Source organism: Halomonas sp. TG39a, assembly GCF_000744395.1.
GTDB lineage: Bacteria > Pseudomonadota > Gammaproteobacteria > Pseudomonadales > Halomonadaceae > Vreelandella > Vreelandella ventosae_B.
Genome location: NZ_JQLV01000001.1, coordinates 3005648 through 3031562 on the forward strand (window position 1 = coordinate 3005648; position 25915 = coordinate 3031562).

Annotated in this window: 20 protein-coding genes; 10 read left to right on the plus strand and 10 right to left on the minus strand. The window is 57.2% G+C overall.

Annotated elements, in window-relative coordinates; all coding sequences use genetic code 11:
* Positions 1-84: 84 nt before the first annotated feature.
* Genes U738_RS13420 through U738_RS13450 form a run of 7 tightly spaced genes read left to right on the plus strand, consistent with a single transcriptional unit; the run spans position 85 to position 5913 of the window.
* A complete protein-coding gene (locus U738_RS13420) occupies positions 85-567 on the plus strand; it encodes an MSMEG_0572/Sll0783 family nitrogen starvation response protein (protein ID WP_022521498.1) in 483 nt (160 codons plus the stop codon).
* Between the two features lie 14 nt (positions 568-581).
* Positions 582-1574: a Nit6803 family nitrilase gene (locus U738_RS13425; RefSeq protein WP_232774858.1), complete on the plus strand. Its 993-nt coding sequence runs from the start codon at positions 582-584 to the stop codon at positions 1572-1574.
* On the plus strand, positions 1567-2661 hold the full coding sequence (locus U738_RS13430) for an MSMEG_0568 family radical SAM protein (RefSeq protein ID WP_035581372.1): 1095 nt from the start codon (positions 1567-1569) through the stop codon (positions 2659-2661). The genes U738_RS13425 and U738_RS13430 overlap by 8 nt, the downstream gene beginning before the upstream one ends.
* 33 nt (positions 2662-2694) lie before the next feature.
* A complete protein-coding gene (locus U738_RS13435; RefSeq protein WP_035581374.1) occupies positions 2695-3303 on the plus strand; it encodes an MSMEG_0567/Sll0786 family nitrogen starvation N-acetyltransferase in 609 nt (202 codons plus the stop codon).
* Positions 3300-4301, plus strand: a complete 1002-nt coding sequence (locus U738_RS13440; protein ID WP_035581376.1) for a sll0787 family AIR synthase-like protein — start codon at positions 3300-3302, stop codon at positions 4299-4301. The genes U738_RS13435 and U738_RS13440 overlap by 4 nt, the downstream gene beginning before the upstream one ends.
* A 2-nt stretch (positions 4302-4303) precedes the next feature.
* Positions 4304-4588, plus strand: coding sequence for an MSMEG_0570 family nitrogen starvation response protein (locus U738_RS13445; protein WP_035581378.1), 285 nt, complete (start codon positions 4304-4306; stop codon positions 4586-4588).
* A gap of 41 nt (positions 4589-4629) precedes the next feature.
* Positions 4630-5913, plus strand: a complete 1284-nt coding sequence (locus U738_RS13450; protein WP_035581380.1) for an MSMEG_0569 family flavin-dependent oxidoreductase — start codon at positions 4630-4632, stop codon at positions 5911-5913.
* A gap of 61 nt (positions 5914-5974) precedes the next feature.
* Here U738_RS13450 and U738_RS13455 read toward each other — a convergent pair whose 3' ends face one another.
* The 8 genes from U738_RS13455 to U738_RS13490 all read right to left on the minus strand — a co-directional run bounded on the left by U738_RS13455 (position 5975) and on the right by U738_RS13490 (position 16583).
* Positions 5975-7357 (minus strand): L-serine ammonia-lyase, encoded by a 1383-nt coding sequence (locus tag U738_RS13455; protein ID WP_035581382.1) that lies wholly within the window; start codon positions 7355-7357, stop codon positions 5975-5977.
* Positions 7358-7669: 312 nt separating this feature from the next.
* Positions 7670-8536: a formyltetrahydrofolate deformylase gene (gene purU / locus U738_RS13460; protein ID WP_035581384.1), complete on the minus strand. Its 867-nt coding sequence runs from the start codon at positions 8534-8536 to the stop codon at positions 7670-7672.
* Positions 8537-8598: 62 nt separating this feature from the next.
* A complete protein-coding gene (locus tag U738_RS13465) occupies positions 8599-9231 on the minus strand; it encodes a sarcosine oxidase subunit gamma (RefSeq protein WP_035581385.1) in 633 nt (210 codons plus the stop codon).
* Entirely contained in the window at positions 9224-12283 is a 3060-nt protein-coding gene (locus tag U738_RS13470) for a sarcosine oxidase subunit alpha family protein (protein WP_035581387.1), read from the minus strand. Before U738_RS13470 ends, U738_RS13465 begins: the two co-directional genes overlap by 8 nt.
* Positions 12280-12621 (minus strand): sarcosine oxidase subunit delta, encoded by a 342-nt coding sequence (locus U738_RS13475; RefSeq protein WP_035581389.1) that lies wholly within the window; start codon positions 12619-12621, stop codon positions 12280-12282. Before U738_RS13475 ends, U738_RS13470 begins: the two co-directional genes overlap by 4 nt.
* Positions 12622-12643: 22 nt before the next feature.
* A complete protein-coding gene (locus tag U738_RS13480) occupies positions 12644-13894 on the minus strand; it encodes a sarcosine oxidase subunit beta family protein (protein WP_035581391.1) in 1251 nt (416 codons plus the stop codon).
* Positions 13895-13906: 12 nt separating this feature from the next.
* Positions 13907-15217 carry a serine hydroxymethyltransferase gene (glyA, locus tag U738_RS13485; RefSeq protein ID WP_035581393.1) on the minus strand — a complete coding sequence of 437 codons (1311 nt, stop codon included), beginning with the start codon at positions 15215-15217 and terminating at the stop codon, positions 13907-13909.
* 259 nt (positions 15218-15476) lie between these two features.
* Positions 15477-16583, minus strand: coding sequence for a hybrid-cluster NAD(P)-dependent oxidoreductase (locus tag U738_RS13490; RefSeq protein WP_035583577.1), 1107 nt, complete (start codon positions 16581-16583; stop codon positions 15477-15479).
* A 354-nt stretch (positions 16584-16937) separates the two neighbouring features.
* On the opposite strand from U738_RS13490, the gene U738_RS13495 reads away from it, so the two are divergent.
* From U738_RS13495 to U738_RS13505, 3 genes are all read left to right on the plus strand, one after another.
* Entirely contained in the window at positions 16938-18224 is a 1287-nt protein-coding gene (locus tag U738_RS13495) for an aromatic ring-hydroxylating oxygenase subunit alpha (protein ID WP_035581396.1), read from the plus strand.
* Positions 18225-18357: 133 nt separating this feature from the next.
* The gene (locus tag U738_RS13500; RefSeq protein WP_035581398.1) at positions 18358-18993 is read left to right on the plus strand and encodes a TetR/AcrR family transcriptional regulator; all 636 of its coding nucleotides are present in this window, start codon (positions 18358-18360) and stop codon (positions 18991-18993) included.
* Between the two features lie 157 nt (positions 18994-19150).
* On the plus strand, positions 19151-21187 hold the full coding sequence (locus tag U738_RS13505) for an oxidoreductase (RefSeq protein ID WP_035581400.1): 2037 nt from the start codon (positions 19151-19153) through the stop codon (positions 21185-21187).
* Here U738_RS13505 and fdhF read toward each other — a convergent pair.
* Positions 21184-24069: a formate dehydrogenase subunit alpha gene (gene fdhF, locus U738_RS13510; protein WP_235208648.1), complete on the minus strand. Its 2886-nt coding sequence runs from the start codon at positions 24067-24069 to the stop codon at positions 21184-21186. The genes U738_RS13505 and fdhF overlap by 4 nt on opposite strands.
* An 11-nt stretch (positions 24070-24080) precedes the next feature.
* On the minus strand, positions 24081-25799 hold the full coding sequence (locus U738_RS13515) for an NAD(P)H-dependent oxidoreductase subunit E (protein ID WP_035581402.1): 1719 nt from the start codon (positions 25797-25799) through the stop codon (positions 24081-24083).
* Positions 25800-25915 lie beyond the last annotated feature (116 nt).

Genomic DNA, 25915 nt, shown 5'->3' on the forward strand with positions numbered 1-25915 from the left:
CGTCGATTGCTCCGTATTGATCGTACCGCTTGTGTAAGCACGGCGGTTAACGACTCTCCCACTCGCAATAAACGGAGCTTAGACATGCCTACAGTGACGCAACCACTCAACAAGAAAGGCGATTTTCTGGTCGACTACGAAGAGAAGGTTTTTGAAGACGTAAAAGCGAAACCAGGCGAAAAAGCCCTGGTAACTTTTCATACGGTTGCCTTTGAGGGGTCGATCGGCTTCGTGAATATGCTGCAGGCAACGCGTTTGCTGCGTAAAGGCTTTGAAACCTCCATCTTACTGTATGGCCCCGGGGTCACTTTGGGCGTACAGCGGGGCTTCCCCACCCTGGGTGATGAAGCGTTCCCCGGCCACATGAACTTCAACAATCAGTTGACCAAGTTTATGGCCGAGGGAGGCAAGGTCTACGCCTGCCGCTTTGCTCTTCAAGCACTCTATGGTCATGGCGAACCGTCACTCATTGAGGGCATCCGCGCGATCAATCCACTGGATGTGCTTGACCTCAAGCTGCTTCACGTGCGCGACGATGCACTGATCATCGATACCTGGACGGTCTAAGGGGAGCAGCGGTCATGGCACAAGCAAACATGACAGGAACGACCATAGTGCGGGCCGCTGCCGCTCAGCTTTCTCCCGATCTTGAGAGTGTTGGCGGCACGCTGGTCAAGGTACTGGATGCAATCGACGAAGCGGCCAGCAAGGGGGCTGAGCTGATCGTGTTCCCCGAAACCTTCGTTCCCTACTATCCGTACTTTTCATTTGTCTACCCCGCCGTGGCCTGTGGCGCCGAGCACTTACGGCTGTATGAACAGGCCGTGGTGGTACCAGGCCCGATCACTGATGCTGTCGCTGAGCGCGCTCGCACCCTGAGCATCGTCGTCGTGCTTGGCGTTAATGAGCGTGATCATGGCACCCTCTACAATACTCAACTGATCTTTGATAGCGACGGGCGTCTGTTGCTGAAACGCCGAAAGCTCACGCCGACCTACCACGAACGCATGATTTGGGGCCAGGGCGATGCCTCGGGCTTGAAGGTAGTGGATAGCGCCGTGGGCCGTGTTGGCGCCCTGGCCTGCTGGGAGCACTACAATCCGTTGGCACGTTATGCCCTGATGACCCAGCACGAGCAGATCCACTGCAGCCAGTTTCCTGGCTCGCTGGTCGGCCCAGTCTTTGCGGATCAAATTGAGGTAACCATCCGTCATCACGCCCTTGAAGCGGGCTGTTTCGTGGTTAACGCCACCGGCTGGCTAACCGACTCCCAAATCGAATCCATTACCCCCGACACCACGCTACAACGTGCTCTGCGTGATGGCTGTAACACCGCCATTATCTCGCCAGAAGGTAAGCACTTGGCCGAGCCGCTGAGCAAAGGAGAAGGCATCGTTATTGCCGACCTGGATTTCGCCCTGATTACCAAGCGTAAGCGAATGATGGATTCGGTGGGCCACTATGCGCGCCCTGAACTGTTGAGCTTAGCCATTAACGATATGCCCGCCCACTGCTGCCAGCCACTGGCCACTTCCGCTCAGGGCCATAATGCCCAAGGAGATGAAGATGAGTAAGCTCGCCGATCGCTCACGCTTGTTCACCGAACTTCAAACCCATGGCGTACGCCTGCAGGATGCATCACAAGAGCATGTCAGCCGACGGGGCGGCGCTGGCCCTTCTGACCATCAGGCAATAACCATCGATGGAATCACTATGATGGTGCCCGTCTATACCCAGTCGGCATGGCGTTCACCGTTTAGCGTAGTGTCAGGTGATGAAGGGCATAGGCTGACTGAAAACACGATTCCTATGGCCGATATTACCTTTGCAGATACGCCCCACTTCTACGACCTGCAAACCGCTGACGGCGTCCCCTACACGCATATCGCCACCTTGCATAGCCGCGATGTACTGGCCACGACGGTACTGCAAACATGCATCCGCTATGAGAGCAGGCGCAAAGCCTGCAAATTCTGCTCGATTGGTCAATCACTCCAAGCCGGGCGCACCATTGCGCATAAGTCCCCAGACCAACTGGCCGAGGTGGCTAAGGCCGCTGTCGAGCTCGACGGTGTCAAACATATGGTCATGACTACCGGAACGCCAGCCACGTCTGACCGAGGAGCCAGCGTCCTTTGCGAAAGTGCCAGGGCCATCAAAGCGGCCGTGGATCTTCCGCTGCAAGGGCAGTGCGAACCACCTAAGGATCCCGTTTGGTATGCCCGCATGAAGGAAGCTGGCATTGACAGCCTGGGCATGCATCTCGAAGTGGTCACACCTTCGCTAAGAAAAACGCTAATGCCAGGCAAGGCCGAGGTTGGCATCGAAGAGTATATGCAGGCGTTTCGCGATGCTGTTGACGTCTTTGGCCGCGGGCAAGTCAGCACTTATATTCTTGCCGGGCTCGGGGATACCCGCGAGGCCATTCTGGAAACCTGCCAACACCTAATCGAAATCGGCGTTTATCCCTTTGTAGTGCCGTTCGTGCCGATTAACGGCACGCCATTAGAAGATCATAAGCCGCCCAGCGCCGACTTTATGGAGTCGATCCTGGCGCCGTTGGGCAGACGTCTCAAGCTCGCAGCGTTGCGCTCTAGCGATATCAAAGCGGGCTGCGGGCGTTGCGGTGCCTGTTCAACGTTGTCTGAGTACGAGCGCTAACAGCACGCGAAACGCTTAATAGAGGAGTGCCCGATGATGTCAACATCCGACGCCTATTCGGCCTATTCCAACTACCGGATCAAGTGGGCGAGCCTGCCTTGGGAAACCGATGAAGCACTGGCATTGCGGCGGCGCGTTTTCTGCGATGAGCAGGCAATATTTGATCAGGACGACCGAGATGCCATCGATGACTCAGCCCACCTACTCGTCGCTTTAGGGTGCACAGGAGGATGGTATGAGCAAGTGGTGGGGACAGTGCGTATTCACGAATCAGAACCTGGACTCTGGCATGGTTCGCGTCTTGCTGTTGACCCAGCCTTCCGCGCCCAAGGCCGCCTAGGCTCCACGCTGATTCGGCTGGCCGTCTCCAGCGCTCATGCATTGGGCTGCCAACGCTTTTTGGCCCGGGTACAGGCCCAGAATGAGGCTCTTTTTCAACAGTTGCACTGGCGAAGCATTGGAGAGGAGTTAATCCTTGATCGACCTCATGTCGTCATGGAGGCCGACCTTACCCACTACCCCCCTTGCCACTCTCCTCTTAGCGGCTTTGTTGTGCCTGGGCGTCAACGCCAACCTCTCGCTGAGCTGGCGCCTGGGCTGCTTAAGATCCTTTCAGCCCCCGCACTGAGACAAGCATCATGAGCCAAAAGCAACGACTCGACCTAACAGAACTGCTCCAGAAAGTGCACGATTATAGTGGTCTTGCCCATAAGGCCGATATCGCGCGGATCGCTCCCAACCTGACAGCACTGCCCGATGGCTGGCATCCCAACGGCGACGATACCGCGGCCATTCCCAGCGGCGAAGGCTACACACTGTTGGCGATGGAAGGGCTACTTACCGCCTTCGTCGCCGAGGATCCTTGGTTTGCTGGCTGGTGTTCGGTGATGGTTAACGTCAGTGATATCGCCGCAATGGGCGGGCGGCCCCAGGCAATCGTCAATGCTCTATGGAGCCATGACCCAGAAAGCGCTGAACTCATTGCCAAAGGCATGCGTGAGGCCGCCGACACCTTCCGCATTCCCATCGTCGGTGGCCACACCAACCTTCGCTCCAATCAGCCGCAATTGGCGGTCGGCATCCTGGGTCGAGCCCAATGCCTGCTGAGCAGTTTTGCGGCGCGGCCTGGGCAGCTATTAGTGGCGGCTATCGACCTGCGCGGCGCCTATCAAGCGCCCTATCTGAATTGGAACGCGGCCACAACGGCGCCCGCTGAGCGTTTGCGTGGCGACATCGAACTACTTCCCTGTATTGCTGAAGCGGGCTTGGCTAGCGCCGCTAAAGATATTAGTCAGGCCGGTCTCCTCGGTACCACCTTAATGCTCATGGAGAGCGCTGATGTAGGTGTGAGCATTAACCTTGACGCCATCCCGAAACCCGAGAAAGTCACTTGGGAAGACTGGTTATGCACCTTCCCTAGCTTCGGTTACCTGCTCACCACGGATAATGAGCACCTTCCCATGCTGCTAGAGCGCTTCCGTGCCCGTGGCATCGCCGCCGCGCAGATCGGCGAGATCGTTTCCTCACCTCAGCTCTGGGTAGAAACCGACAATGATCGCCAGTTGTTCCATGACCTTGCAACGACTCCATTAACCGGACTGAGTCGCCCCCAAATGCCCATTCCCCAACAGGAGCTTTGAGCATGCCAGCCATACACTTCCACGTTCGCTGGCCAGATGGCAGCGAAGACCAGTGTTACTCACCCTCTACCGTCGTAAAGGAGTACTTCCAGGTCGGCGAGCGTCTCAGCGTCGATGCTTTTGTGGAGCGCGCCGACACAGCCTTAGAGGCAGCCAGCCAGCGCGTCGAACAAAAATTCGGCTTCTTCTGCTCCAGTGCCATTGATCAGTCGACGGTCATCAAGGCCAAAGCCCAGCAGTTTGGCAATAATCCGCAGGACATGGTCGAAATTATCCGCATCGACTAGCCCATCAAACATCTCATCAATCGTTGCAAAGAGAGAGCGATATGAAAGACCTACGTAAGCACTATTCTGCCATTATCATCGGTGGCGGTCAGGCGGGGCTATCCGTCAGCCACTACCTTCAACAACAGGCAATCGGCCATCTCGTTATAGAGAAACACAGCTTAATGCATAGCTGGCAGACAGCGCGTTGGGATTCATTCACCTTAGTGACGCCGAATTGGCAGTGCCAGCTACCCGATCATCCCTACGACGGGGATGATCCTAAAGGCTTTATGAAACGAGACGACGTCGTCGCTTACCTTGACCGCTTTGCCACCAAGGTTCAGCCTCCCGCCCTCGAAGGCGTTGCCGTTAATCGCGTCAGTCTGAATAGCAATGGGAAGTACGAAGTGAAGAGTTCCGCGGGTGAGTTTAGCGCGGATCAGGTCGTGGTGGCCTCCGGCGGTTATCATCTCCCTATCATTCCACGTATGGCAGAGCGATTGCCCGATCGGTTGTTCCAGCTACATTCCGCGGAATACCGAAGCCCTGAACAGTTACCCGAGGGGGCAGTGTTGGTGGTGGGCTCCGGCCAATCTGGCGCCCAGATTGCCGAAGACCTGCACATTGCTGGGCGAAAAGTCTTCCTCGCCACCGGTGATGCCCCGCGCGTGGCGCGTCAATATCGCGGCAAAGATGTTGTCGAATGGCTTGATGAAATGGGCTACTACGAGATGTCGGTCGATCAGCACCCATTACGTGAGGGAGTAAGAGATAACACCAACCACTATGTCACAGGACGTGACGGGGGTCGGGAGATCGACCTGCGCAAGTTCGCTCTCGAAGGTATGGAGCTATTCGGGCTATTAGAAGAGTACCGCAATGGGGACTTTATCTTTCGCGATAATTTGAAAGCCAACCTCGATCATGCCGACAGTGTTTACTGCAACATAAACCAGCGAATTGATGCCTACATCGCTTCCCAGGGTATCGAGGCCCCACCAGCGCCCGAGTACACGCCATGCTGGGAACCGAACCAAGAGCGTTCCGAGCTAAATCTGGTCGACGCAGGGATTAGCGCCGTTATCTGGTGCATCGGCTTTCGCCCTGACTTTCACTGGCTTGATGCTTCGGTATTCAATGGTCAGGGCCATCCCATACACAAACGCGGTGTCACCCAACAGCCCGGCCTCTACTTTATTGGCCTGCCATGGCTGCATACCTGGGGCTCTGGGAGGTTCTCTGGCGTGGCGGCTGACGCTGAGTACTTGGTTGAACGCATCAAAGCTTATCAGCGACAACAGGATGCGGCGTTACAACCGCTCTCGGAGAAAGCGTCCGCCTGACGCGATTCACACTAGCCATTGAGTTGCTATCAGAGGGTTGCTGCATCGTTACTAGGGCTTGTTAACACTCAATAGCATTCACAGCTAAGCCACCTTTAGATGTTTCTTTGTATTTATCCAACATGTCTCTGCCGGTATCGCGCATGGTACGAATTACCTTGTCCAACGAGATAAAGTGAGTGCCATCACCACGCAGTGCCATTTGAGCGGCATTGATCGCCTTTACCGTTGCGATGGCATTGCGCTCGATACAGGGAATCTGAACTAACCCACCCACAGGGTCACAGGTTAATCCTAAATTGTGCTCCAAGCCGATTTCGGCCGCATGCTCGACTTGTTCGGGCGTGCCCCCCATCACATCAGCCAAGCCAGCGGCTGCCATGGCACAAGCCGACCCGACTTCCCCCTGGCAGCCCACTTCGGCGCCGGAGATTGAGGCATTTTTCTTGCACAGAATGCCAATGGCGCCTGCCGCCAGCAAAAAATCCACCACGTTTTTTTCGCAGGCGTTCGGCTGAAACTTCATGTAGTAGTGCAAAACGGCCGGAATGATACCTGCGGCACCGTTGGTGGGCGCCGTCACCATCCGCCCACCCGCAGCGTTCTCTTCGTTAACGGCGAGTGCAAAAATATTCACCCACTCCATCGCTGAGAACGTTGAGGCTATCAGGCAATCATTCTGCTCTGCCGCTTGCAGATGCTGGTGAAGCAGCTTAGCCCTGCGCTTAACGTTTAACCCGCCCGGCAGTATCCCTTCGTGAGTTAATCCATTGTCGATGCATTCACACATCACTTGCCAGATACGCCACAGTTCGTTTCTGACCTCCTCCTCCGTCCGCCATACTTTCTCATTTTCCAGCATCAGCCGGCTGACACTGAGCTGCTCTTTTTTACATAGCGCCAGGAGTTCGTCTGCGGTATCGAAGTTGTAAGGAATGGTAACGCCACCCAAATCGTCCAGCGGCATATCCACCTGGGCCTGTTCAACCACGAAGCCGCCGCCCACCGAGTAATAGGTATTTTGATACACCAAGTCGCCCTGATGCGTAAAAGCCGCCAGCTTCATGGCATTAGGGTGATGCGGCAAGCTCTCTTCATGGAAATAGAGGTCACTCTCCCAAACAAACTTCACTGTTTTTTGTCGGCCAAGCTGTAATGATTGGCTCTCTTTAAGCGCCTGAATGGCTGGTTCAATAATAGAGGGATCTATTGTGCTAGGGCGTTCACCCATCAATCCCATAATAATTGCGTTATCGGTGGCATGTCCGATACCCGTGGCGGACAACGAGCCATAAAGATGGACTTCAAGATGCCCTACCTCATCAAGCAGGCTGTTTTCGCGCAGGGTTGTGACATACTTAAAAGCCGCCTGCATGGGCCCGACGGTATGGGAACTGGAGGGGCCTACTCCAATCTTAAAAAGGTCGAAAACACTGATAGGCATTGGAGCACCTCTTGACGTATAAACAGGGGAAAGTCAGGCGGTGCCTGACAATTTCAATAAGTTATTGATGTGATGATAAATAAAACTAATCTATCTTTTATTGATGATATTTTTATATTTATAAAATCATATTTTTAGGCACGGCTTATCACACATAACAAGGGGTTACATATCGCTCTGGCAAAAGCTTAGCAACGACAGCAACCCAGTTATAAAAGCGCGCTCAAACTGTTTGCGTTTATTAACAACAGCATTAGGCAAAAAGCATTGGTTACAAAAAGACTAGTTACCAAAAAGCTAGTTACCAAAAAGCTAGTTGCCAAAAACGACTGTGCGCCCTGAATAAAAGAACACGCGGCGTTCCAAATGATAGCTAATCGCTCTAGCCAGGGTGAGGCACTCGATATCACGCCCCTTGGCAACCAGATCCTCCGGGTAGTGGGTGTGATCCACAGGCTCGACCCCCTGGGCAATAATCGGCCCTTCATCAAGGTCATTATTAATGTAGTGGGCCGTTGCGCCGACCAGCTTAACCCCTTTCTCATACGCCTGATGATAAGGCTTAGCGCCTTTAAAACCGGGCAGCAGCGAGTGATGAATATTGATCGCCCGTCCGGCTAATAACTCACACATGGAAGGTGAAAGCACCTGCATATACCTTGCCAGCACCACCAGTTCAGCGTCGGTTTCCGCGATGATGTCGCGTATCTGCGATTCCTGCTGCAATTTCGTCTCGGGCGTGATCGGCAGGTAGTGGTAGGGCAAATCGTGCCATGCTGCCAACGGCTCCAGATCAGGATGATTGGAAATCACTGCTTTGATATCCAGCGGAAGCTGCCCTGTCCGATAACGGTAGAGCAGATCATTCAAGCAGTGATCGGCCTTGGAAACCATAATCACGGTGCCGGTGCGTTTGCCAGGGGCCGTCAACTCGAACTGCATGTCGAATTCGCTCGCCCGCGCTGAAAAATCGGTGTGAAAGCGCTCTTCATGAAACTCATCTTGCTCGGGGCGAAACTCGGCGCGAATGAAAAAGCGTCCGCCCAGCCGATCATCGAAAGAGTTGAGTTCAGTGATATAGCACTGCTGCTCTTTCAAGAAACGCGTGACGACATCCACCGTTCCCAAGCGACTAGGGCATTGGGCGGCAAGTATCCAGGTATCACTCATTCGACTCATAGTGAATGTATCTCTATTAGCGGCAGATCGTAGCGGCCGAAACAGTGTTCCGGCCTGCCAACTTATTGTTCTACGTTAACGCCGTACTCTGACCCGGCATCCAGTAACCAGCGATAGCAGTAGTCAGCAAAACTGCGCCGCACAACTAACTCCCAGCGCTCTTCACTGGGGCGGCGAATAATCGTGGTCGCCTTAGCGAAGACGGTGGTGACACCCTTCCCCACTGGAAAATTGCTGGGGTGAACATCGTAGATCACCGTTTTCATCAACAACTCTCGGGCCGCCTCGCCGGAAAGCTCTATGAGGGTCTGCCCACCGCTGACATCGCTGATCGCAAAGTGGGCGCTGCCCAAATGCTCACGCAGCTTGGTCTCCAGCGGGAACTCCTCACCTCCGGGTACGATCACCAGCCACTCGTCCGGGGAAAGCCACTGGATAGAACGTTCACCGCTGGCATCGTGCACCAACGCCTGGGGTTGTCCAGGCAGGCTGATGCCCAGCACGTCGCGCACCGCCTCGTCGAGAACGATAGCGCCACCCCGCAGGATCAGATGCCCAAGCATTGCCCGCTCGCGTAGCTTAAGCCGGTAACCACTGCCCCGAGGCGCGCCACTGTGACGATAGCTATAGGCTAACGGGGGTTCTACCGGGATAGCGGTATCAGTACGGGTGTCGAAGGTGGCCGCGTTAGACATGCTGGCGCTCTCCCTTGGGGTCGTAGAAAATGGTGCTGACGATTTCAGCTTCATGGGTCTGGCCGTCTGCCATGGGCAAATAAACCGTTTCGCCCAACTTCTGATGGCCACCCTTAACCACCGCTAGCGCAAACCCTGAATCCAGAACCGGGCTGTAGTAGCTGGAGGTGACGTGACCCACCATCGGCATAGGGATCGCATGCTTGGGATCAAACACGATCTGGGCCCCCTCTTCGAGAACCACCTTCGGGTCCTTCGGCCTGAGTCCCACCAGCTGCTTGCGGTTCTCACGCTTGGTGTCACTGCGTGTCAGGGCCCGCTTACCAATCCATGAGTAGGGCTTGTCATAGCCGATCGCCCAATGCATGCCCAGGTCTTCCGGCGTCACCGAGCCGTCGGTTTCCTGGCCCACGATGATGAAGCCCTTTTCAGCGCGCAGAACGTGCATAGTTTCGGTGCCATAGGGCGTCAAACCATACTTCTCGCCATGCTTGAACAGGGTCTGCCACACATGCATGGCGTAGTTTGCCTGCACGTTGATCTCAAAGGTCAGCTCGCCGGTAAAAGAGATGCGGAAGACTCGGGCAGGCACCCCTGCCACTTTCCCGGATCGCCAATCCATAAACTTGAAGCTTTCGCGGTCAAGATCGATATCACTGATCTCGGCGAGCAGCTTGCGTGCTTCCGGACCGGTGATGGTCATGGTGGCCCAGTGGTCAGTCACCGATGAGAAATAGACATCCAGTTCCGGCCATTCGGTCTGATGCCACAACTCCAGCCATTCCAGGATCGCTGCCGCGCCACCGGTAGTGGTGGTCATCAAAAAGTGGTTATCGGCCAGGCAGCTGGTCACACCGTCGTCGGTGACCATGCCATCGTCTTTGCACATCAGACCGTAACGGCACTTGCCTACCGCCAGTTTTTCCCACTTGTTGGTGTAAATCCGCGCCAGTAACTCACGCGCATCCGGCCCTTGAATATCGATCTTGCCAAGCGTCGAGGCATCGAGGATACCGACCTTCTCGCGCACGGCCAGACACTCGCGAGCCACTGCCTCGTGCATCGTCTCGGTTTTTCCATTCTCCTTCTGTGGATAATACCAGGGGCGCTTCCACTGACCGACATCCTCGAACTCAGCGCCGCGCTCAACGTGCCACTGATGAAGCGCGGTATAACGCTCGGGGTCGAACAGGTCACGGCAGTGGCGACCAACAATGGCGCCGAAGGTGACCGGGGTATAGTTGGGACGGAACACCGTGGTGCCCACCTCAGGAATGGAGCGCCCCAGACAGCGGGCGGCAATCGCCATACCGTTGATATTGCCCAATTTGCCTTGGTCGGTACCGAACCCCATCGCGGTATAGCGCTTGATGTGCTCGATGGACTCAAAGCCCTCCCGAGTTGCCAGCTCGATGCCCGCCGCGGTGACGTCGTTCTGTAGGTCGACGAACTGTTTAGGCCCGCGCAGGGTGGGCTTTTCATGGGGCACTTGAAACAGTGCTACCGCTGGCCCTTGCTGAAGGCGTTCGGTGCTAGGCAGGCTGATTGGCTGGGCAGAGTGCCCCGTGGCGGCCGCCGCTCTGATGCCCGCTTCGACACCCTCCGCGAGTACATCACACAAGGCATAGGTGCCATTAGCACCACCACACGCCTGAACACCCTTCACCAGCCCCGGCACAAAGCCGAGAATATCGTCACGCCAGGTAGGCCGCGCACCGGTGTGGGAAGCTAGGTGAATCACCGGGCTATAGCCGCCGGAGCTGGCGATGGTATCGCAGGCCAGCTCCTGGATTGGGCCACTCACTTTGAAAGCGTCAATATCGATCTTGGCCACCCGCGCGGCGGTAACCCGATTGCTGCCCTTCGCCTCTATCACGGCACTGCCGGGGATGATTTTGATGCCCTGGGCGCGTGCGGCCTCGACCCAGTCACCATCTGGTGCCTCACGGGCATCAACGATAGCCACAACCTCGCAGCCGGCCTCTTTCCAGTCTAAGGCGGCGCGATAGCCATAGTCGTTGCTGGTGGAGAGCACCAATTGGCGCCCCGGCACCGCGCCATAGCGTCGAATGTAAGTAGACACAGCGCCCGCCAACAGATTACCCGGCACATCGTTACCCGCATAAACCAGCGGCCGCTCGTGGGCGCCAGTAGCCAGGATCACTTGGCCGACGCGTACCCGATGCATTCTGGAGCGCACTGGGCGGTGGCCATTGACGACAGGGGCCGTTTCGCCCAAATGCTCAGTACGCCGCTCGTGCAGCGTCACAAAATTATGGTCGTGGTATCCGTTAGCGGTAGTGCGGGGCAACAACGTAACGTTCTCGCATCCGGCTAACTCTTCCAGCACCCCAGCAGCCCACTGGGCTGCTGGGGTGCCATCCAGAGTTTCGCGGCTATCCAGTAGTGAGCCACCCATCTCTTCCTGTTCATCGGCCACCATCACCCGGGCACCGCTGCGCGCGGCAGCCAGCGCCGCCGCTAAGCCAGCAGCACCCGCGCCGATAACCAGCACATCACAATGCTGATTGAGGTGATCATAGCTATCTGGATCGGGTTCCATGGGGCTGCGGCCCAGTCCCGCCGCCTTGCGAATGTACTTCTCGTAGGTCAGCCACATCGACGCCGGGGCCATAAAGGTCTTGTAGTAGAAGCCCGGCGGCATAAACTGCCCGCCCAGCTTGCCAACCAGGCCCATTAAATCGCGCTGAACATTTGGCCAGCCGTTAGTGCTACAGGCGGTTAAGCCGTTAAACAGTGCCTGCTGGGTAGCGCGCACATTGGGCACCTGGGCCGCTTCGTTGCTACCCAACTGAACGATGGCATTGGGCTCTTCGGCGCCAGCGGCAACGATGCCTCTGGGGCGTGAGTACTTAAAGCTGCGATTAACGATATCCACGCCATTCGCCAGCAGCGCTGAAGCCAGCGTATCGCCTGGGTGCCCTTGGTAATGCTGACCGTTAAAGGTAAAACTCAGCGTGCGGGAGCGATCAATACGCCCGCCCGTGTTAAGGCGAAACGCTTGCTGTTGATGCTGCTTGGACTGGCTCATGCCCGCACCTCTTCTTGATCGCTTACCGCAGCGGCTTCGCGGTGATGACTCTGGCTCTCGGCGGTAATCGACGGCTGCTCGCCCATTTTGTAGGTCTCGAGAATGTCGTAGCTCACGGTATGGCGCGTCACGTTGAAAAATTTACGGCAGCCCACCGCATGCACCCACATTTCGTGATGTACACCTCGGGGGTTGTCGCGGAAAAACAGGTAGTTTCCCCACTCTTCGTCACTACACGCCTCAGGCTCTTTAGGTCGCTCAATATGCGCCTGGCCCTTGGGGTGGAACTCCTCTTCTTCACGGTGTTCGCCGCAGTAAGGGCAGTAGATATAGAACATTTGGATACTCCTCGTACAAACCCTAGTGGGCCACACCGGCAGCGCCGTGTTCGTCAATCAGCGCCCCGCTATGGAAGCGGAACATGGAGAACGGCTCAGCGATGGGGTGCATCTCACCCTTGGCCAGGCTCGCGGCGAACACATGCCCCGAACCAGGGGTAGCCTTAAAGCCACCAGTCCCCCAACCGCAGTTGAAATACAGACCCTTCACCGGCGTTTTGGAGATGATCGGACAGGCGTCTGGGCAGGTATCAACGATGCCGCCCCACTGGCGATTCATACGCACTCTAGAGAAAATCGGGAACATCTCGACGATGGCTTGGAGGGTGTGCTCAACAGTGGGATAACTGCCGCGCTGACCATAGCCGTTATAGCCATCGATACCCGCGCCAATCACCAAGTCGCCCTTGTCGGATTGGCTGATATAGCCATGCACTTGATTAGACATCACCACGGTATCGAGAACCGGTTTGATCGGTTCGGAAACCAGGGCCTGCAACGGGTGGGACTCCAGCGGCAGCTTAAAGCCCGCCATGTTGGCCAGCACCCCGGAATTACCGGCAGCGACGCAACCCACGGTTTTGGCCTCAATATCGCCGCGATTGGTGTGGACGCCATAGACTCGGCCATCACGGATTTTGAAGCCGGTGACTTCGGTTTGCTGGAGGATATCCACCCCATGGGCGTCAGCGCCGCGTGCATAGCCCCAGGCCACAGCATCGTGGCGCGCCACACCAGCCTGAGGCTGCCAGGAAGCGCCCAAAACGGGGTAACGGGCGCTGGTTGAACAATCCATGATGGGCACGAGTTCCTGCACACCTCGCGCATCCAGCACCTCACCGTAGATACCGTTCAAGCGATTGGCGTTAACCCGGCGCTGGATATCGCGCATGTCCTGGAGGGTATGTCCCAGGTTGAGTACGCCGCGCTGGGAAAACATCACGTTGTAGTTAAGGTCTTGGGAAAGCCCCACCCACAGCTTCATCGCATGATCGTAAAGGGCGGCCGCCTCATCCCATAAATAGTTGGAACGCACGATGGTGGTATTACGGGCAGTATTGCCCCCACCCAGCCAGCCCTTCTCAATCACTGCCACATTCTTAATGCCGAACTCTTTAGCCAAGTAATAGGCCGTGGCCAAGCCGTGGCCACCGCCGCCAACGATGATCACATCGTACTGCTTCTTGGGGGTAGGGTTGCGCCACTGGCGCTCCCAGTTCTCATGGTGGCTCAGCGCGTGCTTGACCAGGCCGAAGCCGGAATAGCGTTGCATAGGGCGCTCCTCTTAAGCTATAGATTCGACGGCTTCGACGGTTTCAGCATAGACAGGATGCCGAGCACACACGTCGGTCACTTTGGCCTGCACGTCAGCTTCAATGGAGGCGGTGTCGCTTCCGGTGGTCAACTCGTCCAGAATGTCGCATATCCAACCCGCCAGCTCGCTACACTCTTCAGCATCAAAGCCGCGCGTGGTTACCGCGGGGGTACCGATACGCAGACCAGAGGTCACAAAGGGGCTTTGAGGATCATTGGGCACCGTGTTTTTATTAACCGTGATATGTGCACGGCCAAGTGCGGCATCGGCATCTTTACCGGTGATGCCCTGGCGGATAAGTGAGACCAGAAAGAGGTGGTCGTCGGTACCGCCAGATACCACGTCATAACCGCGCTCAATAAACACTTTGGCCATGGCCTGGGCGTTATCAATCACCTGCTGCTGGTAGCGCACAAACTCCTGGTTCATGGCCTCCTTAAACGCTACCGCCTTGGCAGCGATCACATGCATCAACGGCCCGCCCTGCTGGCCTGGGAAAACCGCCCCATTGAGCTTCTTGTACAGAGCCTCGTCGCCATGGGCGGAGAGAATCAAACCACCCCGTGGGCCGCGCAGTGTTTTATGGGTGGTGGTGGTGACCACATGAGCGAAGGGAAGCGGGCTTGGATAGAGGCCAGCGGCCACTAAGCCAGCGACATGCGCCATATCGACCATTAACCAGGCCCCTACCTCGTCGGCGATGGCGCGAAAGCGTCGCCAGTCCACCACGCGAGAATAGGCTGAAAAGCCCGCAATGATCATCTTCGGCTGGTGCTCGCGGGCTAAGCGCTCGACTTCGTCGTAATCGATCTCACCGGTTTCCGGTTTGAGGCCGTACTGCACCGCGTTGTAATGCTTGCCCGAGAAATTAGGGGCGGCCCCATGGGTTAAGTGCCCACCGTGGGCAAGGCTCATACCCAATACGGTATCGCCCGGCGATACCAGCGCCATAAACACAGCGGCATTGGCCTGGGCACCAGAATGCGGTTGCACATTGGCATAGTTGGCACTGAACAGGTGGCAGGCGCGCTCAATGGCCAACGCCTCAACCTTATCAACGAACTCACAGCCACCGTAGTAGCGGCGGCCTGGATAGCCTTCTGCATACTTATTGGTCAGCTGTGTACCTTGCGCTTCCATAACAAGTTTGCTGGTGTAATTTTCGGAGGCGATCAACTCAATATGCGCTTCTTGGCGAACCGTTTCTTCAGCGATTGCTTCAGCAAGCAGACTGTCGTAATTGGCCAAACGGGCATTGGGGGAAAAATTATTGTGAAGCATTACCGCCTCCTCATTAGTCACTTTGTTATTAAGTGCTCGACATACTCTTTAATGCTGATAAACCCAGGTCGCTTTCAACCACAGTCCCTATCAACGCGTTCTTACCGCGATACTATCGTTGGTGTGCGGGCCCAAGATGCTCGGCGACGTCACCACGCGATGTATTTGCGACATCGGCAAGATTTAGAAAGCAAAGCGCCCTTTACGGCATTAGCCATAAAGGGCGCTTTACTATCAGTATTAAAAACATCTACCTGACCTAGAAATCCACGATCAAATCGCCTTTTGGACGACTGCAGCAAGACAGAATGTAGCCTTCTTCAACATCCTCATCCGTAATACCGCCGTTATGCTCCATTTCCACTTCACCCGACTTAAGTGCTACTCGGCAGGTACCGCAAATCCCCATACCACAGGCCTTGGGAATATGTAGGCCAAGCTTCGCTGCTGCCGCATGTACGGTTTCGCCCGGCTGAATGCGGACACTTTTCCCTGAAGACGCAAATTCAATGCTGTGCAGTTCACTGCTATCGACGTTTTCAGCGTCTACTTCTGCTTGCTCAGCCAACTCACGCACATCCTCACGCACGTCGATCGGCGTGGCGCCAAATAGCTCTTCGTGATAATGACTCATGTCAAAATTGTGGTGGCGCAGAATACTTTTTATGGCGTTCATATAGGGTGCAGGACCGCAACAAAAGATCTCCCGCTCCATAAAGTCCGGCACTATCAGCTCAAATAGCGGCTGGGTGAGGTAGCCACGATAGCCAGCCCATGCCTCGCCAATATCTTCTTTGCTTTCACAAATGATGTGCAGCTTGAACTCGGGAATGCGCGAAAACATATGCACCAGCTCACGGTGATAAATGACATCGCGAGGGGCCCGGGCGCTATGCACGAATTCAACGTCCACAGCGGCATTGGTATCAAACAGCCAGCGCGTCATGGACATCAAGGGGGTAATGCCCACACCGCCAGAAAGAAATAACACTTTTTCGGCAGGGAAATCGATAGAGTTAAAATTGCCTACCGGCCCGTGCACCACCAGCTCGTCGCCCACCTTTAAATTGGCGTGCAGCCAATTAGAAACCTTGCCCCCCGGAATCTGTTTAACGGTGATGGAAAAGCTATAAGGGATGGAGGGGGAACTGGAAATCGTATAGGAGCGCATGATCGGCTGATGATCAATCTCTAGCTCCAGGGTCACGAACTGGCCAGGTTTGAAGAAGAACAGCACAGGCTGCTCGGCCATAAAGCAGAATGTGCGCACATCCTGGGTTTCTTGGATCACCTTAACGCAACGCACCTGATGACGGCCGTTGGTCCAGGTTTGGGTCGTGACCGGATTAAAGAAATTAGTTGTCATTTTGCCTCTGCCTGACCAGCCTTCATCGCTTTGCATCACCGAACCGTATTCGCTATACGGCCAGCACTTTGATCTGCATTTTGGGGATGCGCCTGCTAACCGACTTACCTGACAGCGACCCACACTTACCTCGTGCCACTCTTTATCGTTTAGAAACCTCTGTTTTAGTCGCCACTACGTCACCTTATGTCGCGGGCAGATAACTGGCAGGGGTTAGCCTGCAACACAATCGGTGACTGACTGAAGCCACATTTGAATAAAACGCCAGGTTACGCAGCAGAACAATAACCAATCTTAACTAACGGTCGTATCGCAGCCCTTGAGGGAAAAGCGGTGGTTTACGAGGATACTGGTATGCAAAAAAGTGTTTCTTATATGATGGATGACCCACTCGCTGCGGCTCGCGAGTCAACGGCCCAAATGCTGCAAGAAAGGGCGCGTACCTTTTCGCTTCCGCAGCCGTTTTATAACGATGCCCGCCTGTTCGCCCTCGATATGCAGGAGGTTTTCGAGAAAGAGTGGCTGTTCGCGGGAATGACCTGCGAGATCCCTACCAAAGGTAATTTCATAACGTTGGATATTGGTGATAATCCCATTGTCATCGTACGCGGTGGTGAAGGCACGATTCATGCCTTTCACAATGTCTGCCGCCATCGCGGGTCGCGACTTTGCACAAAGGATAAAGGCAAGGTGGCAAAACTCGTCTGTCCGTATCACCAGTGGACCTACGAGCTTGATGGCCGCTTGCTGTTTGCCGGTAGCGATATGGGCACTGACTTCAACCTCGATCAATTTGGGCTCAAGCCGGTCAGCGTTCGCACCGCCGGTGGGTTTATGTTTATCAACCTAAGCGACGAACCGACCTCGATTGACGATTTTCTGGTAACCCTTGAGCATTATCTTGAGCCGTACCAGATGGACAACGTCAAGATCGCCACCGAGTCCAGCATTGTCGAACAAGCCAACTGGAAGCTCGTGATCGAAAACAATCGCGAGTGCTATCACTGCAACGGCGCACACCCTGAGCTGCTGAATTCATTGCAAGAGTTTGATGATACCGACGACCCCCGTGCGACACCTGCTTACAAGGAGCTAGTGGCCCGCAAGCAGGCGGACTGGGATCAGGAGCAGGTGCCTTACCAACTGACGCGGCTTGGCCAGCAGAACCGTCTGACCCGCACGCCGCTGTTGGATGGCATTGTCTCCATGACAATGGACGGCAAACCCGGCTGCAAGAAGCTGATGGGTCGCCTGAAAAGTCCCGACATGGGTTCTCTGCGCATCCTGCATCTGCCCAATTCATGGAATCACTTCATGGGCGATCACGCGGTGGTATTTCGCGTGTTACCGCTTGGCCCGCAGCAAACCGTGGTGACCACCAAGTGGCTGGTTCATAAAGATGCCGTAGAGGGCGTTGACTACGACCCCGAGCAGCTTCGCCGAGTATGGGACGCGACCAACGACCAGGACCGCCAACTCGCCGAAGAGAACCAGCGTGGCATTAACTCCAAGGCTTACCAACCCGGCCCTTACTCTGAAACCTATGAGTTTGGCGTTATCGACTTTATCGACTGGTACGCCGCCCGCATGCTTGAGAACCTAGGATATGATGCGCCGACGTTACACTTAGCCCAAGGTTAAAACGTGAAGGATCAAGGCAGCGACGTTTACCGTCACTAGGACTTAGCCAGAGTAGCTGACAACGTGTACACATAAGAGACACCTGTGTACACTTTGCCACACTATTCCTAGACTATTCTTAGAGACCTGCTCAATGCCACCCACCGATACGCCCAACGCTAAAGGCTCCCAAGACGTCTGGCTCGACGCGGCGTTTGAGCTGCTACTCGAATCGGGCGTCGATAGCGTGCGCATTCTTTCCCTGGCCAAGCGACTAAAGCTTTCTCGAACCAGTTTCTACTGGTTCTTCAAGGATCGCGAGGCACTGCTGGAAGCACTGATCGCACGCTGGCGTGAAAAGAATACCCAAGGGCTAGTGAATCAGACCGAAGCCTATGCCGAGAATATCGTCGAGGCGATGCTCAATGTCTTCGACTGCTGGCTGGATCCTAAACTGTTCGACTCCCCGCTAGAGTTCGCCATGCGCAGTTGGGCGCTACAGTCAGCGTCAGTAGTGAGTGAAATCGATGCAGCTGATGCCACCCGTATCGAAGCACTGGCGCGCATGTTCCAGCGCTACGGCTATGATCCGCTGGCGGCCAACGTTCGGGGCCGCACCATCTACCTAACCCAGATCGGCTATATCTCGATGAAGACCCAGGAACCCCTCGAAGTGCGCATGCAGCGCATCCCCGCCTATGTCGAAATTTTCACCGGCCAGCCGCCTGGTTCCAGGGAATTGCAACGCTTCTATGCCCGCCATGGAAATTCTCCAGCCGGCACCGGCTAGTCCACGGCAAGCCTAATCGGCTAACGCCACCTACCGCGCCGCCGTCCTAACGGTCGAACATGCTCGCCCCTCAATGTACATCAATGAACATTATATTGACATCAATGAACATTAGCGCCTAGATTTATCAAATACACAACAAAATGGCGTCCTGTCCATGCTTAACGATCCGCTACTGCAGCCCTTTCAGCTAAAGCACCTGACCCTGAAAAACAGGCTTATGGTGACAGCCCATGAGCCCGCTTATCCTGAGGACGGGATGCCCAAGGCACTCTACCGTGCCTACCACGTCGAGCGCGCCAAGGCAGGCCTTGGCCTTACCATGACCGCTGGATCCGCGGCGGTGGCCAAGGACAGCCCACCCGTGTTCAACAACATCCTCGCCTACAAGGATGAAGTGGTGCCCTGGATGCGCGAGCTGACCGACGCCTGCCACGAACACGGCACTGCGGTGATGATCCAGTTGACCCACCTGGGCCGGCGCACCCGTTGGGATAAGGGTGACTGGCTGCCTGCGGTATCGTCTTCGCATCGTCGCGAGGCGTCCCACCGCGCTTTTCCCAAGCAGGTCGAGGAGTGGGATATCGAGCGCCTGATCCGCGACTACGCCGATGCCGCCGAGCGTATGCATGCCGCCGGTCTCGATGGCATCGAGCTACAGGCCTATGGCCACCTGATGGATCAGTTCTGGTCGCCACTGACCAATACCCTTGAGGGGCCTTATGGCGGGGATCTCGATAACCGGCTGCGTTTCACCTTCGACGTGCTGCGCGCCATTCGCCAGCGGGTTGGCGAGGCGCTCATCGTCGGCGTGCGCTACACCGGCGACGAGATGCTGCCGGGCGGGCTGACCTCCGGCGACGGGATGGAGATCTCACGGCGCTTGAAGGACAGCGGTCTGGTCGACTTTCTCAACGTGGTTCGTGGCCACATCGACACCGATGCGGGGCTCACCGACGTGATTCCCATCCAGGGTATGCCCAGCGCCCCGCACCTGGATTTTGCCGGCGAAATACGCCGTGAGATCGACTTCCCCACCTTCCATGGCGCCAAAATCCAGGATGTTGCCACTGCCCGTTATGCCATCGCCTCAGGCAAGGTCGACATGATCGGCATGACCCGTGCCCACATGGCCGACCCGCACATCGTGCGCAAGATCGCCGAAGGGCGGGAGGAAGAGATCCGCCCCTGCGTCGGCGCCAACTATTGCCTTGATCGCATCTATCAAGGCGGTGCCGCCTACTGCATCCATAACGCCGCCACCGGGCGCGAAACCACCATGCCCCACACCATTTCAAAGGCGGCACAGCAACGGCGAGTCATTATTATTGGCGCAGGGCCAGCGGGGTTGGAAGCCGCACGTGTTGCCGGTGAGCGTGGCCATTCGGTAGTGGTGCTGGAAGCCGCTAGCGATGCCGGTGGGCAGGTGCGACTCACCGCCCAGAGCGAGCGGCGCCGTGAGATGCTGGGCATAATCGATTGGCGCTTGGCGCAGTGCGAAGCGCTGGGTGTCGAGATCCGCTACAACGTCTGGGCCGAGGTGGAGGACGTGCTCGCCGAGCAGCCGGACGTGGTGATCGTGGCCACCGGCGGCTACCCCATGGAAGACCAGCCTGAGGTCGGCAGCGACTTAGTCGTCAATACCTGGGACATACTCTCCGGGCACGTGCCGCCGGGCAAACGGGTATTGCTGTTCGACGATGCAGGCGACCATGCCGCCCTGCAGGCGGCGGAGATCATTGCCGCCGCGGGGGGCGAATTGGAGATCATGACGCCGGATCGCACCTTCTCCGCAGAGATCATGGCCATGAACCTGGTGCCCTACATGCGTGCCCTGCAGCGCCCCAACGTCACCTTCACAACCACTTACCGGCTGAAGTCCGTGCAGCGTAATGGAAGCGAGCTACTGGCCAAGATCACCAGCGACTACATGGATCTGGAGCACGAACGGCGCATCGACCAGGTAGTGGTCAACTACGGTATCACGCCCATGGCCGACATCTATTTCGAGCTCAAACCGCACGCCAGCAATGGCGGCGAGGTGAACTACGATGACCTGATCGTGGGCAACCCTCAGCGCGTCATCAACAATCCGGATGGCCATTTCCAGCTGTTCCGGATCGGCGATGCCGTCGAGTCCCGGAACACCCACGCGGCCATCTACGACGCGCTCAGGTTGGTCAAGGACATTTAATACGGCGTCCTATTTTCCACCTCCATTGCTCCTCCATCGACGGGCTCTTTTCCGGCAGACACAAGGCGACAGGCGGCATACTTGAACTCCGGAATCTTGCCATAAGGATCCAACGCCGGGTTGGTCAACAGGTTGGCCGCCGCTTCTCCGTAGCAGAAGGGCACGAAGACCATCCCCTCCGGCATCCCCGGATCCGTCCTCGCCTTGAGAGTGATGGAGCCCCGCCGGGTGGCAATGGTCAGATCATCGCCTGGGGCGATCCCGAGTCGGATAAACTCGGCGGGCGCCAAGCTCGCCACGGCTTCCGGTTCCAGGTCATCAAGCACTTTGGCGCGCCGGGTCATCGAACCAGTATGCCAGTGCTCTAACTGACGCCCGGTGGTCAGTACCGTTGGGTAGTCATTATCAACCGGCTCATCCGGCGGCAGCGGGCGCGTGGGGGCAAATTTCGCCCGACCGCTGGCGGTGGGAAAAGCATCGCTGAAGACCACGTCGTGCCCCGGCGCGTCCTCCGCTGGGCAGGGGTAGGTCACCGACTGCTCGCGCTCCAAACGCTCCCAGGAAATATGGTCGAGAGAGGCCATGCCTTGCTTCATCTCGGCGAAGACGTCCCGCGGATGCTGGTAATCCCAGTCCAGGCCAAAGCGTTTGGCGATTTCCTGGATAATCCACCAGTCCGGCTTGGCCTGGCCCGGTAGCGGCAACGCCGCGCGCCCCATCTGCACTTGCCGATTGGTGTTGGTGACGGTGCCATTTTTCTCAGGCCAGGCGGAGGCAGGCAGAATGACATCGGCAAACTGGGCAGTCTCAGTGACAAACAGATCCTGCACCACCAGATGTTCCAGCTTGGCCAGGGCGGCCCGGGCATGGGCCAGATCCGGGTCGGACATCGCCGGGTTTTCACCCTGGATATACATGCCGCGAATGGTGCCCGCGGTGATAGCGTCCATAATTTCCACCACGGTGAGACCCGGCGTGGGATCCAGTTTGGTATTCCACAGTTCTTCGAACGCCGCACGAACTTGATCATCATTGACCGGCTGGTAGTCGGGCATAACCATGGGAATCAGCCCGGCATCAGAAGCCCCCTGAACGTTGTTCTGCCCCCGCAAAGGATGCAGGCCGGTGCCGGGGCGACCGGTCTGGCCGCAGGCCAAGGCCAGCGAGATCAGGCAGCGGGCGTTATCGGTACCGTGGGTGTGCTGGGAAATGCCCATGCCCCAGAAAATCATCGCCCGCTCGGCGTTGGCATACAGCCTAGCCACTTCGCGAATGGTCTCGGGCTCAACGCCGCACAGGCCGCTCATCGCTTCGGGGGTCATGTCGACGGTATGAATTTTCAGGGCCTCGAAGCCCTCGGTATGCTCGGCGATATAAGCCGTATCATAAAGTTCTTCGCTGATGACCACATTCAGCATGGCATTAAACAGGGCCACGTCGGCGCCCGGTGAAAAGCGCACGCTCAGGTGGGCGTAGGCATCCAGCGACTGACCACGGGGGTCGATTATCACTATCTTAGTACCGCGCTTGGCGGCCTGTTTAAAGAAGGTGGCCGCCACCGGATGGTTTACCGCGGGATTACAGCCGGTAAGAATCACCACGTCGGCCTGGCTGGCCTGCATAAAGGAGGCGGTGACCGAGCCTGAACCAATACACTCCATGAGTGCCGCCACGGAGCTTGCGTGGCACAAGCGGGTACAGTGATCTACATGATTGGAGCCAAAGCCGGTACGCACCAGCTTCTGGAACAGCCACGCCTCTTCGTTGGAGCACTTGGCGCTGCCGAACCCAGCCAGGGCGTCAGGGCCATGGCTCGCTTTAAGGTCGACAAGTCCGCTGGTAGCAAAATCCAGGGCCTCATCCCAGCTAGCCTCCCGGAAATGGGTCAGGGGCTGGGCGGGGTCGAAGTCTGGATCAATCCCTTTAGCGACACCTTCGCGGCGAATCAGCGGAGCGATTAGTCGGGATGGATGGCGCGGATAGTCATAGCCGAAGCGGCCTTTAACACATAGCCGGTTCTCGTTAGAGGGGCCGTCGCGGCCCTCCACATAAAGGATCTCATCGTCCTTGATATGGTAGGTGAGCTGGCAACCCACCCCGCAGTAGGGGCATACCGAGTCGACCTTGCGGTCAGCCACCGCAGAATCGCCGCGCCCTTCTGCGTTAACCAGGGTGGCGGGCATAAGCGCGCCAGTGGGGCAGGCTTGAACGCACTCGCCGCAGGCCACGCAGGTGCTATCGCCCATGGGGTCGTCGAAATCAAACACGATCTTGGATGCCGCCCCACGATGAGCCAGACCGATAACGTCGTTGACCTGTACTTCGCGGCAGGCCCGCACACACAGGTTGCACTCGATGCAGGCGTCAAGATTGACGCGCATGGCTGAGTGGCTGCTGTCCTGAGCCAGGCTATCCGCCCGGTCAGCTACATGGTGAACGGTGGGCGCCGAGCGCTCTGCGCGCCTGGGCAGTTTGCGGCGCACCGCCGTAGCATCAATGGCCAGTTGGTCGGCCATGGCCCAGAAGTGGCTTGAGCGGTCGGGGCTCTCTTCTCGCTCGGGCTGGTCGACCAGCAGCATTTCCATGACCATCTTGCGGGCCGTATAGGCTCGTTCGGAATTGGCGCTCTTGACCACCATACCGGGGGCTGCTTCACGTAGACAGCTGGCGGCCAGGGTACGCTCGCCCTCGATTTCCACCATACAGGCTCGGCAGTTGCCGTCGGCGCGGTAACCGCTTGTGTCCTTAAAACACAGGTGGGGAATGGTCTCGCCGGCGCGCTTGGCCACCTGCCAGAGGCTTTCACCGGGGCTTGCACTCACCTCAACACCATCCAGCGTCAGGGTAAAGCTTGTGCCTGGGTTTTGTTCGCTCATGCTCATGTTCATCTCCCCTACCCCCTGACGATGACATTCTGGGCGGCAAGTTCACCGCGAAAATCCTTGAGCAGCCCCAGCACCGGGTTAGGTGCCGCCTGACCAAGCCCACAAATGGAGGCATCGATCATCACCTGGGAGAGCTGCGTCATTAGCCCGGCATCCCACTCATTCCGCTCGAGCAGCGTGAGCATTTTTTCCGTGCCCACCCGGCAGGGCGTGCATTGGCCACAGGACTCATCGGCAAAGAAGGCCAATAGGTTGGTAGCCACCCCGCGCAGATCGTCCTGATCGGAGAGTACGATCACCGCAGCGGAACCGATAAAACAGCCGTGCTCCTGGAGGGTGTCGAAATCGAGGGGAATGTCAGCCTTGGCAGCGGGCAGAATGCCGCCGGAGGCGCCGCCGGGCAAGTAGGCCGCCAAGCGGTGGCCGTCGGCCATGCCGCCGCAATACTCGTCAATTAATTCCTGTAGTGTTATCCCCGCAGGCGCCAAATACACACCCGGCTGCTTGACCCGACCCGAGACCGAGAAACTGCGTAACCCTACGCGGCCGTGGCGACCCTGGCTGGAGAAAGCCTCAGCGCCGCGCTGCCAGATCATGGGTATCCAGTAGACGGTCTCGACGTTATTGACCAGCGTCGGCCGATCAAAGAGCCCCTTCTGAGCCACAAACGGCGGGCGGTGCCTGGGTTTGCCCGGCTTGCCTTCCAGGGACTCGATCATCGCCGACTCTTCGCCGCAGATATAAGCCCCCGCGCCGCGGCGCAGCACAATGTAACCCGGCGCCACCAGACCAGCGGCCTCCAGTTCGCCAATGGCCTCGCGCAGTACGCCATGTAACGCCGGGTATTCATCGCGCAAATAGATATACAGCGCCTCGGCCTCTACCGCCCAGGCGCTGACCAAGGCACCTTCAAGAAACTGGTGCGGCGAATTTTCCAAGTAATAGCGATCCTTGAAGGTACCGGGTTCGCCCTCGTCGGCATTAATAGCGCAGTAACGGGGCCCAGCCTCCTGGCGCACAAAAGTCCACTTTTTGAAGGTAGGGAAACCCGCGCCACCCAGGCCGCGCAGATTGGCCTGCTGCATCGCCTCCATGAGCGTTTCCACCGTGACTTCGCCGCTGTGGCAGGCCTGGAGCAGCGCGAAACCGCCCTCGTGGCGATAACCGTCCAGCCGCTGCCACTCGATGGGGTCAGGGTGAAAGTGCGACGCCTCAATCACCGATGCAATGCGCGCCTGAGTGGCGAACACCACATGGTTATGCCCCAACTCTACTACCGGGGCCGTGTCGCAGCGCCCCATACAAGGAGCCCGCAGCACCCGCACCTGTTCGATATCCACGTTCGCTTCCAGCTGTGCCTTAAGCGCCTCGGCACCGGCTAGCTGGCAGGTCAGTGAGTCACAAACGCGGATAGTCACCGCGGGCGGTGGCAGCTGGTCGTCGTGGATGACATCGAAGTGGGCGTAGAAAGTGGCGGTCTCGTAAACGGCCGCCATGGGCAGGTTCATGTAAGCCGCCAGGGCACGCAAATCCGCCAGCAGCAGATGGCCCCGGGTGTCCTGAATGTTGTGTAAATGTTCAATGAGTAGGTCGCGGCGGCGCAACGTGGCGTTCTGGCGTTCGTCACCCAGCAGTTCACGCAACCCCTCAAGAAGACTGGGATCGAGATCACGGCCGCGGGGCTTGCCGCGGAAGCGGCGCTTGGGGGTCACGGTCTGGACGGTCATGGGGTACTCATTATTATCTTGATCGGTTTTATACCGGATGAACAAAAACGGCACCCCGCGGGGCGCCGTCTAGGGTCGCACTAGCCTACCCTCAGGCAGGGATCAGGGCTTATTAA